This is a genomic window from Agrococcus sp. DT81.2, from assembly GCF_049844935.1.
Lineage (GTDB): Bacteria > Actinomycetota > Actinomycetes > Actinomycetales > Microbacteriaceae > Agrococcus.
In genome coordinates, this window is sequence record NZ_JBNCLZ010000006.1 from 187,662 (window position 1) to 201,959 (window position 14,298).

Sequence of the window (14,298 nt, forward strand, 5' to 3'; positions counted from 1 at the left end):
CGTGAGGATCCGCAAGTGCCCGATGCGCCCACCGACGCCACCATCGCCGAGATCGCCACGCTGATCGGCTTCGACACCACGAGCCGCGAGTCCAACCTGCCGCTCATCGACCACGTCGTGGAGCGCCTCGCCGCGGTCGGCGTGGAGCCCGTGCTCGTGCCGAACGCGGACGGCACGAAGACGAACCTGCTCGCAACCTTCCCGGCAGCCGACGGCACCGTCACCGGCGGGGTCGTGCTGTCGGCGCACACCGACGTCGTGCCGGTCGACGGTCAGGCATGGAGCAGCGAGCCCTTCGCGCCCGAGGTCCGTGACGGGCGGCTGTACGCGCGCGGCAGCGCCGACATGAAGTCGTTCCTCGGCGTGGTCGTGGCGAAGCTGCCGCAGATCGCGCAGGCGACCCTGGCCGAGCCCATCCACCTCGCCTTCTCGTACGACGAGGAGGTCGGTTGCGTCGGCGCGATCGGCCTCGTCGACGAGATCGTGCGGCGCGGCATGGAGCCGCGCGGCTGCGTGGTCGGCGAGCCGACGAGCATGCGCATCGTGCGCGGTCACAAGTCGATGAACGTGTTCCGGGTCGACGTGCGCGGCCTCGCCGCGCACTCCTCGCTCACCCCGCAGGGCGTCAACGCGATCGCCCACGCCGCGGAGCTGGTGCGCTTCGTGCACGGCGTCGCCGACGAGATGCGCCTCGAGGGGCCGTTCGACGACGCCTACGTCGTGCCCTTCACGACCGTGAGCGTGAACCGCATCGACGGCGGCATCGCGATCAACACCATCCCGGCCGAGTGCACCGTGCACTTCGAGTTCCGTGCGCTCACGACCGTCGACCACGAGGCGCTCGTCCAGCGCTTCCGCGCCGAGTGCCGCCGGATCGAGGCGGCCATGCGCGAGCAGCACCCGGGCGCGAGCGTCGAGCTCACGACCACCGCCGCCGCGCCGGGCGTCGACACGCCCGCCGACGCCGAGATCGTCGCGATGGCGGCGTCGTGGGGCGCCGAGCCGAGCGACGCGAAGGTGACGTACGGCACCGAGGCCGGCCTGTTCGCGCAGGCAGGTATCCCCACGGTCGTGTGCGGTCCTGGCGACATCGCCCAGGCCCACGCCGCCGACGAGTTCATCGAGCTCGACCAGATCGCGCGATGCGAGTCGTTCGTCGACCGCCTCATCGCCGACCTCAGCACCACCGCCTGATCGCCGCAGCCTGATCGCCGCAGCCTGATCTAAGCAGCGGACGAGCCAAGAGGAGACAGCATGACCACCGCAGCACCCCCGACCCGCGTCACTCCAGAGCGCCTCGCCGCCGCGAAGAAGGCGGTGATCTCGAGCTCGATCGGCGCAGCCCTCGAGTGGTTCGACATCATCGTCTACGCGTCGTTCGCCGTGGTCATCACCGCGAACTTCTTCCCCGACGCGGGCGCGTACGGGTTGATCCTGACGTTCGCGACCTTCGCGACCACCTACCTCATCCGCCCGCTCGGCGGCATGATCCTCGGCAGCTGGGCAGACCGGAAGGGCCGGAAGAACGCCCTGACGCTCACGCTCATGCTCATGATGGTCGGCACGCTGCTGATGGCGATCGCGCCGACCTACGCGACGGTCGGCGTCTGGGGCGGCGTGATCATCCTGCTCTCGCGCCTCATCCAGGGGTTCTCCGCCGGCGGCGAGTTCGGCACCGCGACGACCTTCCTGATCGAGACGGCGCCGCACCGGAAGATGTTCTACGCGTCGTGGCAGATCGCGGCGCAGGGCGCCTCGATGCTGCTCGCGTCGGCGTTCGGCTTCGCGCTCAACACGTGGCTGTCGGAGGAGGACCTGTACGCGTGGGGCTGGCGCGTGCCGTTCTTCGTCGGCCTGCTCATCGGCCCGGTCGGCCTGTACATCCGCGCTCGCCTCGCGGAGCCCGACGAGCTCGGCACCGCCCAGCGCCGGAAGTCGCCGCTCGGCACCCTCTTCCGCGAGCACTACGGCCGACTGCTGGCCGGCTCCGCCGTGATCGGCGTCGCGACGATCTCGGTCTACATGATCCTGTACATGCCGACGTTCGCGGTCACGAACCTCGACATCCCGCCGGCCGCGGCCTACCTCGGCGGCGTCGTGGCAGGCACGATCACGATCTTCGGATCGCCCCTCGTCGGGCGCCTCGCCGACCGGGTCGGGCCGGCGCGCATCATGACGGTCGCGGCGGTGGCCGCGCTCGTGCTCGCGTGGCCGATCTTCCAGCTCATCACGACGCTCCGGAGCGTCCCGTCGCTCATCATCGCGATCAGCCTGCTCGGGCTCATCATGGTGTTCTACTTCGCGCCGCTGCCCGGCCTGCTGTCGTCGATGTTCCCCGCCGAGATCCGCGGCTCCGGGCTCTCGGTCACGTACAACGTCGGCGTGACGCTGCTCGGCGGCATCGCGCCGCTCGTGCTCACCTGGCTGCTCGAGACGACCGGTGTGCTCACGACGCCGAGCCTCTACTACATGGCGATCGCCGCGCTCTCGCTCGTCGGGCTCTACTTCGTGCGGAAGCGCTACGGGCAGCGCTGAGCCGGCGTCGTCTCAGTGCGAGGCGATCACTCCTCGGGGTGCGCCGCTCGCACCTCGGCGTCGAGCGTGCCGCTCGCGAGCGTGACGAGCAGGGCGTCGCCGGCGGCGAGCGCGCCGGCATCGCGCGCCACCGAGCCGGATGCGGTCTGCACGACGGCGTAGCCGCGATCGAGCGTCGACTGCGGGCTGAGGGCGCGCAGCGTCTGCCGCAGGTGGCCGAGTCGCTGGCCGCCGAGCTCGACGACCCGGCCGGCGAGCTCGTCGGCGCGGGCCGTGAGCCGGGCGAGATCCTCGGCGCGCGACTCGATCATCGACTCGGGGCGGGCGAGCGCGGGCCGCGAGCGGAACGCCTCGAGCCGGTCGGCCTCGCGGGAGACGTGCTGCGTCACGCGGGCGCGCAGCTGCGCTCGCGCCTGGGCGATGCGCGAGAGCTCCTCCGCGACGTCCGGCACGACGCGCTTCGCGGCATCCGTCGGCGTGGATGCGCGCAGGTCGGCGACGTCGTCGAGCAGCGGGCGGTCGGCCTCGTGGCCGATCGCCGAGACGATCGGCGTGGTCGCGGCCGCAACGGCGCGCACGATGCGCTCGTCGCTGAAGCCCAGCAGGTTCTGGAAGTCGCCGCCGCCGCGCGCGATGACGATCACCTCGACCTCGGGGTCGGCCTCGAGCTGCGCGAGCGCGGCGAGCACGGACGGCACGGTCTGGTCGCCCTGCACCGCGGCGTGCACGACCCGGAACCGCACGCCGGGCCAGCGCAGCTGCGCGTTGCGGAGCACATCCTTCTCGGCGTCGGAGTCGCGCCCGGTGATGAGGCCGACCGTGCCGGGCAGGAAGGGGAGGGGCCGCTTGCGCGCGGCGTCGAACAGGCCCTCGGCGGCGAGCGTGCGGCGCAGCTGCTCGAGCCGGGCGAGCAGGTCGCCGAAGCCCACGTGGCGGATCTGCGCCGTCACCATCGAGAGCGTGCCGCCGCGGGGCCAGTAGTCGGGCTTCACGAGCAGCACGGCGCGGTCGCCCTGCTTGAACTCGCCCTCGATGCGGGCGAGCGTCGAGCTCCAGACGTTGAACGCGACGGTGGTGTCGGTCGAGACGTCCTTGAGCTTGCCGAAGACGTTGCCGCGCGAGGCCGACCACTGCGTGATCTCGCCCTCGACCCACAGGTGCCCGAGCCTGCCGATGTAGGCCTTCAGCTCGTTGCCGAGCCGCTCGACGCTCCACGGGTCGTCCGGGGTGCCCGTGATGCGCTCCGCCATGCCGCTCCCGTCGTCGCCGTGGTGGCCGCTGGGGGCGGCCCGCCGCATCCAACGTAGACTGGACGGGTGACGATCACGAACGGACGAGTCCCGCTCGACGCCCCGCGTCCAGCACTCCGCCGGGGTCGGCTGCAGGACCTCCCCGTCGACGGGGGCAAGCGCATCCTGCTCGCCACGCCGCGCGGCTACTGCGCCGGTGTCGACCGCGCGGTGCTCGCGGTCGAGAAGGCGCTGGAGCAGTACGAGGGCCCCATCTATGTGCGCAAGGAGATCGTGCACAACAAGCACGTGGTCTCGACGCTCGAGGCCGAGGGCGCGATCTTCGTCGACGAGGTGGATGCGGTGCCCGAGGGCGCGCGCGTCATCTTCAGCGCGCACGGGGTGAGCCCGGCCGTCGTCCAGGCGGCCGCCGACCGCGGCCTCGATGCGATCGACGCGACGTGCCCGCTCGTGACGAAGGTGCACAAGGAGGCCGTGCGGTTCGCGCGCGACGACTTCGAGATCCTGCTCATCGGCCACGAGGGCCACGAGGAGGTCGAGGGCACGGCCGGTCACGCGCCGGATCGCGTGACGATCGTCAACAGCCCCGACGAGGCCGACACCGTGCAGGTGCAGGACGCCGACCGGCTCGTGTGGCTCAGCCAGACGACGCTCTCGGTCGACGAGACGATGGAGACGGTGCGACGCCTGCGCGCCCGCTTCCCGAACCTGCAGGACCCGCCGAGCGACGACATCTGCTACGCCACGCAGAACCGGCAGGTCGCGATCAAGAAGGTCGCGCCCGAGGCCGACCTCGTCATCATCGTCGGCAGCGCGAACTCGTCGAACTCGGTGCGGCTCGTCGAGGTCGCGCTCGAGTACGGCGCGAAGGCCGCCTACCGCGTCGACTACTCGACCGAGATCCAGCAGGAGTGGCTCGAGGGCGTGCGGTCGATCGGCGTCTCGAGCGGCGCGAGCGTGCCCGAGGGGCTCGTGCGCGAGGTGCTCGCGGAGCTCGACGATGCGGGCTACCGCGACGTCCACGAGGTGCGCACCGCCGAGGAGGACCTCATCTTCTCGCTGCCCAAGGAGCTGCGGCCCAGCCGCAACCGCTGACGCGTCGCGACCGCTCACGCGGTTCCTGGCGTGCTCCCAGCGCCCGTCGATACGCTCGCGGCATGACTGATCAGCTTCGAGATGAGGACAGCGTCCAGACGACCGCCGCGGGCGCTGCGGGACCGGGCGCCGGAGGGATCGCGCCCGAGGGGATCGACGCGGTCCGCCAGGCGAGCGCGATCGACACCGACCAGGTCGACGACGTCGACGGTGCGCTCGGCGCCGTGTCCACGACCCCCGTCGACGACGGCGGCGAGGTGGCCGACCCCGACCGGTGGGCCGAGCAGATGGCCGACGGCGAGGACTTCGACGAGTCGATGGGGGAGCCCGCCGACGACGACCGCGTGCTCGCGACCGACGAGCTCGACGAGATCGACGACGACGACGCGCCCGAGGGTGCCGAGGCGCGCGACGAGGAGTTCGAGGGCGACGACCCCGCCGACATCCCCGACGAGCACGGCGGCACGCAGGCCGGCATCGACACCGACGACAACGGCGTCGACGACACGACCCTGCCCGAGGGCACCGACCGCATCGTCGACGACAACGACGACTGGGAGTGAATCCTCAACCGGCTAGCTGTACCCGGTCAGGACGTTGGTGGCATCGAGGCTGGCGTGAGGAGGACCCCCGCGGGTTGAGTGGAGTTGTTGACGCTTCACCGACCAACGGAGGTCCTCGTGTCCCACGCTAACGCTCGCCTCACGCCGCGCGGGAGGCGGCTGATCATCGACCGGCATCTGGCCGGCTGGAAGCAGGCGCATATCGCTGCGGCGATGGGCTGCTCAAGGCAGTGCGTCGGCCGTTGGATCGACCGCTGGCTGCTCGAGGGGGACGCCGGCCTGGTCGACCGGTCCTCGCGACCACACACATCACCTTCGCGCACCTCGGCCCAGATCGAGGAGCAGGTGCTGTCGCTGCGCACCCGGGAGCGGCTGGGCCGCGATCGGATCGCGGAGCTGGTGCCGGTCGCGGCCCGGACCGTCTCCCGCATCCTCGCCCGCCGCGGGGCGCCGCCGCTGCGGCTGCTGGATCCGATGACCGGCGTCTTGATCCGCTCCTCCAAGCAGACGGCCGTCCGCTACGAGCGGGATCGGCCGGGCGAGCTGGTCCACATGGACGTGAAGAAGCTCGGCCGCATCCCGGACGGCGGCGGCTGGCGCGCGCACGGACGCGGGCAGATCGACAACTACGACCGCGACGCGAAGATCGGCTACGACTTCATCCACTCGCTCGTCGACGACCACTCCCGGCTCGCCTACTCGGAGATCCTGACGGACGAGAAGGGCCCCACCTGCGCCGGCTTCCTGCGCCGAGCCGCCGCCTACTTCGCGCGCCACGGCATCGCCCACATCGAACGGCTGATGACCGACAACGCCTGGGCCTACCGCTTCTCGCTCCGTGCGACCTGCGAGCAGCTGGACACGAAGCAGGTGTTCATCCGCCCCCACTGCCCCTGGCAGAACGGCAAGGTCGAACGCTTCAACCGCACCCTGCAGACCGAATGGGCCTACCGGCAGGTCTTCACCTCGAACGACGACCGGGCGGCCGCCCTTGCCCCATGGCTCCACCGCTACAACACTGAACGCACCCACTCAGCCATCGGAGCCCCACCGGTCAGCCGACTGCAACCAACCTGCTGACCCGGTACAGCTAGCTGGTCACGCGAGGGCGCTATCCCCTCGCGGTGCCAACCAGCCGGTTGAGGAAGCTCGAAGCGCCCCTCCGCGGAGGGGCGCTTCGTCGTGGTCGTGGTGCTACGCGGAGCGCGGGTCGACGAGCAGCCCGATCTCGGTCCACAAGCGCTCCGTCTCGCGCATCTGCTGGCGGGTGCGCTCCGGGTCGAGCCGCGCGAGCGTCGCCATGATGCCCTGCTGCACCGCCATCGGGACCGTGAGCGACGCGAAGAACGACGTGCCCTCTGCCGGGATGAGCACAGCCTCGTCGACGACCTCGGCGAGCTGCGCCGGCAGGTAGTCGGCGATCGCCACGATGCGCGCGCCGCGCGCATGCGCCGCGACGGCCGCGCCGACCACGGTCCGGTAGTGGCGCCAGTAGCTGCAGACGACCAGCACGTCCCCCTCGCCGAGCGTCGCGACCGTGTTGGTCAGGAGCGCATCGCGGTCGAGGAGCGCCTGGGTCGGGTAGCCCGCGATCAGCAGGTTGTGGCTGAGCGCCAGGCCGACCGCTGCGAAGCTGCCCATGGCCGTGACGTGGATGCGCGTGGCGCCGTGCAGGAGCTCAGCCACGCGCCCGATGATGCGGTCGTCGAGGGAGTCGATCGTCTCGCGCAGCGAGACGGCGTCGCGGCGGAGCGAGCTCTGGAACGGCGGATCCGTCACGCTGTGGATGTCGGCGACGTCGACCATGGTCAGCTGCGCGAGATACCGGGCGCGCAGGTCGCGCTGCAGGTGCGGCCACCCCTCGAAGCCCAGCTGCTGTGCCAGGCGCGTGACGCTCGAGATGCTCACCCCCACCGCCTCCGCCACATCCGCGGCCTTCGCGAACCCGGCCTCTCCGACATTGGTGAGCAGGTAGTTGACGAGCCGGCGGGCCGATGCGCCGAGGCCCGCTTCCGGGATGCGCGAGCGCAGCCAGGCATCGGGCGTGAGGGGTCCCTCGTCCTCGAGGTCAGCGCGAGGGGCGGCCGGTGTCGGCAGGGTGTCCATGGGACCGATTCTGTCGGAGTGGTCTAGCGGTCGTACTGCAAGTGTGCTTGCATGTTCGTCATCGACGCAACGTCTGTTGCAAACGTCGACACCAGCACCACACACAGACGAAGGAGTCCCCGTGTCCCTGAGCGCCAGGCTCGATCGATTGCCGATGAGCCGTCCGCACTTCGCCCTCCTGCTCATCGGTGGCCTCGGCTACACCTTCGACGGCATGGACAGCGCGATCGTCGCCTTCCTCATGCCGAGCGTCCGTGAGGTGTTCGCCCTCGAGGCGACGCAGCTCGGCATGGTCGGCTCCGCCTCGCCGTTCGGCTTCCTGTTCGGCGCGCTGCTGGCCGGCTACCTCGGCGACAAGATCGGTCGCAAGAAGGTGATGATGTGGGCGCTCGCGCTCTATGCGATCGCCTCGCTCGCCGCCGCGGTGTCGTGGAACTTCGAGAGCTTCCTGACGTTCCGCATCATCGCGGGTGCTGGAGCTGGCGCGGAGAGCGCGATCATCGCCCCGTTCCTCGCCGAGTTCGTGCCCAAGCATCGGCGCGGCTGGTTCATCGGCGCGCTCGCCGGCTTCTTCTCGTTCGGCTTCGTGGGCGCCGCGCTCATCGGCCGCTTCGTCGTCCCCGAGATCGACGAGGGCTGGCGATGGGCGCAGGTCATCACGTTCATCCCGATCGTCATGCTGCTGTGGTGGCGGCGCGCCCTGCCGGAGTCGCCGCGCTTCCTCATCAGCGAGGGCAAGCACGAGGCCGCGGAACAGGTCGTCGCGGCCTTCGAGGACCGGGTCCGCCGTGCGACGGGCGCGGAGGTCCCGCCCGTCGACCCGAACGCCGCCGAGGAGGAGACGCCGACGAAGTTCGCCTTCGGCAAGGCTGTCCGCTACCTCTGGAGCAGGGCCATGTGGCGCGTCACGGCCACCACCTGGACCATCTGGTTCGTCATCACCTTCTCGTACTACGGCTTCTTCACCTGGATCCCGACGCTGCTGGTCGACAAGGGCATCGACGTCACGACGAGCTTCACCTACTCGCTCTACATCTACCTCGCGCAGATCCCGGGCTACTTCAGCGCCGCGTGGCTCAACGAGAAGCTCGACCGCAAGTTCACGATCGCCCTCTACCTCGTCGGCTCGGCCGGCTCCGCATTTTTCATGAGCCAGGCGGAGGATCCGGTGCTCGTGACGGTGGCGGGCATCATGCTCTCGTTCTTCCTCAACGGCACCTACGCGGGCGTCTACGCCTACACGCCGGAGGTGTTCCCGACCTGGCTGCGCGCCACGGGCGTGGGCATGAGCTCGTCGTTCGGCCGCATCGGCTCGATCACGGCGCCGCTCATCATCGGCACGTTCGCCGCGCAGTGGGGGTTCATCGGGGTCTTCGGGCTCACGACCGCCGTACTCGCCGTCGGCGTCGTCTGCACCCTGCTGTTCGCCGAGCGCACGGCCGGCCGCTCGCTCGAGGACATCACGGGCAGCGTCGCGAAGCGCCAGGCAGCCAAGGAGGTGCACTCGTGACCGAGCAGTCGGTCGCATGGGCGGAGCTGCACGACCGCATCGAGCGGGAGGTGGGCGTCATCCTCTTCACGGTGCTCGCCTTCACGCGCGGCGGCAGCCGCATGGAGCGCATCTACTCCTCGCACCCGGTGGAGTATCCCGTCGGAGGATGGAAGGACGTCGCGACCGAGGTGAGCCCGGAGTGGATCGCCATCTCGCGCGACTCCGCCTCGACGTTCCTGGCCGCGACACCGGCGGACCTCCGGTCGATCTTCGCCGACTCGGCGCTCATCGAGTCGCTCGGCGTCGGGTCGATCCTCAACGTGCCGCTGCAGCGGGCCGACGGCACGAACTGGGGGACCGTCAACATGTGCGGGGCGGAGGGCACCTACACGCCGGAGCGCGTCGCGCTCGCGGAGCGGCTCATCGACGAGCTGGCCCCGCCTGCACCCAGCACCACCGACAGCGAAGGAGCATCCTCATGACCGCCGATCTCATCGTCCGCAATGCCACCTGGCTCGACGCCGACACGGGCACGTACCGCGAGAGCGACCTCCTCATCCGCGACGGCCGCTTCGTCGAGGTCGACGAGCGCTCGGGCAGCGGCGCGGGAGACATCGCGCAGCTGGATGCGGCGGGCCGCTTCGTGCTCCCGGGTCTCATCGACTGCCACGTGCACGTGACGGCGCACACTGCGGACCTCGGCAGCCTCGGCTCCGAATCACCGAACTACGTCGCGATGCAGGCGTCCAGGCTCATGGGCGACATGCTCGACCGCGGATTCACGACGGTCCGCGACGTCGCCGGAGCCGACTTCGGGCTGCACGACGCGCAGCGCGAGGGGCTGCTCCGGGGCCCGCGGCTGTTCTTCGGCGGCAAGGCGCTGTCGCAGACCGGTGGGCACGCCGACCCGCGCGAGCGCGGCGAGTCGCAGGTGCAGGGGGAGTACACCTGCTCGCACATCGGTCGCATCGCCGACGGGGTGGATGCGGTGCGGCACGCCGCGCGGGATGAGCTGCGCAAGGGCGCCCATCACGTCAAGATCATGGCGGGCGGCGGCGTCGCATCGCCCACCGACCGCGTCGACTCGACGCAGTACTCGCTCGAGGAGATCGCCGCGGTCGTCGAGGAGGCCGAGGCGGCGAACCGCTATGTGACGGCGCACGCCTACACCGGGCGCTCGATCAACCGGGCGCTGCGCGCGGGCGTCCGCGGCATCGAGCACGGCAACCTGCTCGACGACGAGTCGATCGAGCTGCTGCTCGAGCACGACGCCTTCCTCACGATGAACCTCGTCACCTACCACTACCTGCAGCAGGAGGGACGCGACTTCGGGCTTTCGCAGGAGAACTGGGAGAAGGTCGACGCCGTGCTCACCGGCGGCATGGAGGCGCTCGAGAAGGCGCACCGCGGCGGCGTGAACCTCTGCTACGGCAGCGATCTGCTCGGCGGGATGCAGGAGCACCAGGCGCAGGAGTTCGCGGTGCGCGCCGACGTCGTGCCGACGCTCGACACCATCCGCAGCGCGACGACGACGGCCGCGCGGCTGCTGCAGCGCGAGGGGGAGCTGGGCGTCATCGCGCCTGGCGCCCACGGCGACCTGGTCATCCTCGACCGGGATCCGCTCGAGCACGTCTCGGCGCTCGCGGACGGCCGGCCCGACGTCGTCGTGCAGGGCGGCGCCGTCGTCGTCGACCGCACGCGGTAGAACGCGCCAACCGGCCAGGACTTCTCAACGTCGCCGGTGGTCGCTCGTCGCGATATGCGCGTCGTCCGACCACCGGCGACGGTGAGGAAGCACGAAGCGCCCCTCCGTGGAGGGGCGCTTCGTCGGTGCTGCTACTTGCTGGACCAGCCGGCCGAGCCCAGCTGCTGCGTCGCGGCGACGACGCGCGCGGCCATCGCCGTCTCGGCGGCCTTGCCCCACGAGCGGGGGTCGTAGACCTTCTTGTTGCCGACCTCGCCGTCGACCTTCAGCACGCCGTCGTAGTTGGCGAACATGCTGCCGGCGACGGACCGCGTGTACGCGTACTGCGTATCGGTGTCGATGTTCATCTTGATGACGCCGTTGCGCACCGCCTCTGCGATCTCCTCGTCGCTCGAGCCGGAGCCGCCGTGGAAGACGAGGTCGAGCGGCTTCTCGCCCGTTCCGTACTTCTCCGCGATGCCTCGCTGGATCTCGCCGAGCAGCTCGGGGCGCAGCCGCACGTTGCCCGGCTTGTAGACGCCGTGCACGTTGCCGAAGGTGAGCGCCGCCATGTAGCGGCCGTGCTCGCCGAGCCCGAGCGCCTCGACGGTCGCGACGGCGTCGTCGAGCGTCGTGTAGAGCTGGTCGTTGATCTCGTGGCTGACGCCGTCCTCCTCGCCGCCGACGACGCCGATCTCGACCTCGAGCACCTGCCCGAGGGCGTGGGTGCGGGGGAGGATCTGCTTCGCGATCTCGAGGTTCTCCTCGAGCGGCACGGCCGAGCCGTCCCACATGTGCGACTGGAACAGCGGTGCGCGACCCGCGCGCACCTCCTCCTCGCTCGCCTCGAGCAGCGGGAAGACGAAGCCGTCGAGCGCGTCCTTCGGGCAGTGGTCCGTGTGCAGCGCGACCGTGATCGGGTAGGCCTTTGCGACCTCGGTGACGAAGCGGGCGAACGCGATCGCGCCGCCGGCGCGGTTCTTGACGCTCTGGCCGGCGAAGAAGTCGGCGCCGCCGGTGGTGACCTGGATGATGCCGTCCGAGCCGGCGTCTGCGAGGCCCTGCAGCACGGCGTTGATCGTCGACGATGACGACACGTTGATGGCGGGGTAGGCGAAGGCGTTCTGCTTCGCCTTGTCGAGCATCGCTGCGTACTGCTCTGGGGTTGCGACGGGCATGCTGTGGCTCCTGACTCGTCTGGTCGCGGGCCTCGTGGCGTCGGCCGCGCGGGATCGGCCTCAGTCTAGGTCGCGGGCGCGTCAGCGGGCCGATGTCGGATGCGGGAGACCAGCGGGAGGGTCGGTGGGGGCGTGACAGGCAACCCAACTTCCTATAGGATTTCGGCAGTGCCCGCCCCGCTTGGGGTTCCTACACGAGGAGAGCGCAATGACGCGGCTGTTCAACGATCCGTCCCAGTTCGCCGACGAGATGATCGAGGGCTTCGCCGCAGCGGCATCGCGCTGGGTGCAGGCGGCCCCCGGTGGCGTCGTCCGCTCGACCAGGGCCGAGGAGCCGACCGTCGCGCTCGTCATCGGCGGCGGCAGCGGCCACTACCCGGCGTTCGGCGGGCTCGTCGGCCCCGGGCTCGCGCACGGCGCCGCGATGGGCAACCTCTTCGCCTCGCCCTCGGCCCAGCAGGTCTACTCGATCGCGAAGCAGGCCGACCAGGGGCTCGGCGTGCTGCTGAGCTACGGCAAGTACGCGGGCGACGTGCTGCACTTCGACCAGGCACAGGAGCGCCTGCGGGCCGAGGGCATCGATGTGCGCACCGTCACGGTCACCGACGACATCTGGAGCGCGCCGAAGGACCGGCTCGACGAGCGCCGCGGCATCGCCGGCGACCTCGCGGTCTTCAAGACGGCTGGGGCCGCCGCACAGGCCGGCTACGACATCGACGGCGTCGAGCGGGTCGCGCAGCTCGCGAACGCGCGCACGCGATCGTTCGGCGTCGCCTTCTCGGGCTGCACGCTGCCCGGTGCCTCCGAGCCGCTCTTCACCGTGCCCGAGGGCAAGATGGCCGTCGGCCTGGGCATCCACGGCGAGCCCGGCATCGACGAGGTCGACGTGCCCACCGCCGACGAGCTCGCGACGATGTTCGTCGAGAAGCTGCTCGACGAGGTGCCGGACGGCGTCGACGTCGACGGCGCGCGCGTCGTGCCGCTGCTCAACGGCCTGGGCAGCGTCAAGTACGAGGAGATGTTCGTCGTCTACCGCCGCGTGCACGCCCTGCTCGAGGAGCACGGCATCACGGTCGTCGAGCCAGAGGTCGGCGAGCTCTGCACGAGCTTCGACATGGCGGGCGTCTCGCTGACCCTGCTGTGGCTCGACGAGGAGCTCGAGCGCCTCTGGACCGCTCCCGCCGACAGCGCCGGCTTCCGCAAGGGCTCGATCGCGCCCCAGCAGCAGGCCGACGCCGTCTCGATGGTCGCCGACGTCCACGACGTGCCCGAGTCGACCGCCGAGTCCCGTGACGCCGCGCACCTGATCTCGGCGTCGCTCGCCGCGGTCGCGGTGGCGATCGACGAGGCCGCCGAGGAGCTCGGCCACATGGACTCGGTGGCCGGTGACGGCGACCACGGCATCGGCATGCAGCGCGGCTCGCGAGCGGGCGCCGACGCGGCGGCCGCGGCCTTCCACGCCGGCGCCGGGGCGAAGACGACCCTCACGTGGGCGGCCGACGCCTGGAGCGACCGCGCCGGCGGTACCTCCGGCGCCATCTGGGGCGAGATGCTGCGCACGCTGGGCGAGCACGTGGGCGACGACCGCCACGTCACGGCGCAGACGATCGCCGACGGCATCGTCGCCGCGAAGGACGCCGTGATGGCGTTCGGCAAGGCGAAGGTGGGCGACAAGACGATGGTCGACGCCATCGTGCCGTTCGCCGACGACCTCGCGCGCCGCATCGCCGACGGCCAGCGACTGCGCGACGCGTGGGGCCACTCCGCCGGCGTCGCCGACGAGGCCGCGCAGGAGACCGCCGCGCTCGCCGCGACCCTGGGTCGCGCGAAGTCGCACGGCGACAAGTCGATCGGCACGCCCGACCCGGGCGCCGTCTCGTTCGCCCTCATCTGCAGCACCATCTACGACGTCCTCACCACAGACAGGGAGCAGTGACCATGGCGATTCGCCTCATCGTCGGCAGCGACAAGGCCGGCTTCGACTACAAGGAGATCCTCAAGCGCGACATGGAGGCGCACGACCTCGTCGCGTCCGTCGTCGACGTGGGTGTCGACGACGCGGAGGGCGCCACCTCCTACCCGAAGGTCGCGATCGAGGCAGCCGAGCGCATCGCGCGCGGCGAGGCCGACCGCGCCCTGCTGGTCTGCGGCACGGGCCTCGGCGTCGCGATCGCGGCGAACAAGGTGTCGGGCATCCGCGCCGTGACCGCGCACGACTCGTTCTCGGTCGAGCGCTCGGTGCTGTCGAACGATGCGCAGGTGCTGTGCATGGGCCAGCGCGTCGTGGGCGTCGAGCTCGCCCGCCGCCTCGCCAAGGAGTGGCTCACCTACACCTTCGACCCGTCGAGCCACTCGCAGGCGAACGTCGACGACATCTGCGCGTACGAGGGCTGAC

General features: G+C 70.8%; 13 protein-coding genes. 10 read left to right on the plus strand and 3 right to left on the minus strand.

The window, feature by feature from the left end:
• Positions 1 to 15: 15 nt before the first annotated feature.
• Entirely contained in the window at positions 16 to 1,194 is a 1,179-nt protein-coding gene (argE, locus tag ACLQ21_RS12750; RefSeq protein ID WP_425664220.1) for an acetylornithine deacetylase, read from the plus strand.
• A gap of 60 nt (positions 1,195 to 1,254) precedes the next feature.
• Positions 1,255 to 2,535 (plus strand): MFS transporter, encoded by a 1,281-nt coding sequence (locus ACLQ21_RS12755; protein ID WP_425664222.1) that lies wholly within the window; start codon positions 1,255 to 1,257, stop codon positions 2,533 to 2,535.
• Between the two features lie 26 nt (positions 2,536 to 2,561).
• Here the strand turns inward: ACLQ21_RS12755 and xseA are convergent, their stop codons facing one another.
• The gene (xseA, locus tag ACLQ21_RS12760; RefSeq protein WP_425664224.1) at positions 2,562 to 3,785 is read right to left on the minus strand and encodes an exodeoxyribonuclease VII large subunit; all 1,224 of its coding nucleotides are present in this window, start codon (positions 3,783 to 3,785) and stop codon (positions 2,562 to 2,564) included.
• A 72-nt stretch (positions 3,786 to 3,857) separates the two neighbouring features.
• Between xseA and ACLQ21_RS12765 the strand changes: the two genes are divergently transcribed.
• From ACLQ21_RS12765 to ACLQ21_RS12775, 3 genes are all read left to right on the plus strand, one after another.
• Positions 3,858 to 4,880 (plus strand): 4-hydroxy-3-methylbut-2-enyl diphosphate reductase, encoded by a 1,023-nt coding sequence (locus ACLQ21_RS12765; protein ID WP_425664359.1) that lies wholly within the window; start codon positions 3,858 to 3,860, stop codon positions 4,878 to 4,880.
• A 62-nt stretch (positions 4,881 to 4,942) separates the two neighbouring features.
• Positions 4,943 to 5,443 carry a hypothetical protein gene (locus ACLQ21_RS12770; protein ID WP_425664226.1) on the plus strand — a complete coding sequence of 167 codons (501 nt, stop codon included), beginning with the start codon at positions 4,943 to 4,945 and terminating at the stop codon, positions 5,441 to 5,443.
• Positions 5,444 to 5,560: 117 nt separating this feature from the next.
• Positions 5,561 to 6,523, plus strand: coding sequence for an IS481 family transposase (locus tag ACLQ21_RS12775; protein ID WP_425664361.1), 963 nt, complete (start codon positions 5,561 to 5,563; stop codon positions 6,521 to 6,523).
• Between the two features lie 114 nt (positions 6,524 to 6,637).
• Here ACLQ21_RS12775 and ACLQ21_RS12780 read toward each other — a convergent pair whose 3' ends face one another.
• On the minus strand, positions 6,638 to 7,549 hold the full coding sequence (locus ACLQ21_RS12780) for a MurR/RpiR family transcriptional regulator (RefSeq protein ID WP_425664227.1): 912 nt from the start codon (positions 7,547 to 7,549) through the stop codon (positions 6,638 to 6,640).
• Positions 7,550 to 7,703: 154 nt separating this feature from the next.
• On the opposite strand from ACLQ21_RS12780, the gene ACLQ21_RS12785 reads away from it, so the two are divergent.
• The 3 genes from ACLQ21_RS12785 to ACLQ21_RS12795 are packed head-to-tail and all read left to right on the plus strand — an operon-like array spanning position 7,704 to position 10,746.
• A complete protein-coding gene (locus ACLQ21_RS12785; protein ID WP_425664229.1) occupies positions 7,704 to 9,059 on the plus strand; it encodes an MFS transporter in 1,356 nt (451 codons plus the stop codon).
• Positions 9,056 to 9,523 carry a GAF domain-containing protein gene (locus ACLQ21_RS12790; protein WP_425664230.1) on the plus strand — a complete coding sequence of 156 codons (468 nt, stop codon included), beginning with the start codon at positions 9,056 to 9,058 and terminating at the stop codon, positions 9,521 to 9,523. Before ACLQ21_RS12785 ends, ACLQ21_RS12790 begins: the two co-directional genes overlap by 4 nt.
• A complete protein-coding gene (locus ACLQ21_RS12795) occupies positions 9,520 to 10,746 on the plus strand; it encodes an amidohydrolase family protein (protein WP_425664232.1) in 1,227 nt (408 codons plus the stop codon). Before ACLQ21_RS12790 ends, ACLQ21_RS12795 begins: the two co-directional genes overlap by 4 nt.
• A 131-nt stretch (positions 10,747 to 10,877) precedes the next feature.
• Here the strand turns inward: ACLQ21_RS12795 and fbaA are convergent, their stop codons facing one another.
• The gene (fbaA, locus tag ACLQ21_RS12800) at positions 10,878 to 11,903 is read right to left on the minus strand and encodes a class II fructose-bisphosphate aldolase (RefSeq protein WP_425664234.1); all 1,026 of its coding nucleotides are present in this window, start codon (positions 11,901 to 11,903) and stop codon (positions 10,878 to 10,880) included.
• 208 nt (positions 11,904 to 12,111) lie between these two features.
• Here fbaA and ACLQ21_RS12805 point away from each other — a divergent pair, with 208 nt between their 5' ends.
• Positions 12,112 to 13,839, plus strand: a complete 1,728-nt coding sequence (locus ACLQ21_RS12805) for a dihydroxyacetone kinase family protein (protein ID WP_425664236.1) — start codon at positions 12,112 to 12,114, stop codon at positions 13,837 to 13,839.
• Between the two features lie 2 nt (positions 13,840 to 13,841).
• Positions 13,842 to 14,297 carry a ribose-5-phosphate isomerase gene (locus ACLQ21_RS12810; RefSeq protein WP_425664238.1) on the plus strand — a complete coding sequence of 152 codons (456 nt, stop codon included), beginning with the start codon at positions 13,842 to 13,844 and terminating at the stop codon, positions 14,295 to 14,297.
• Position 14,298 lies beyond the last annotated feature (1 nt).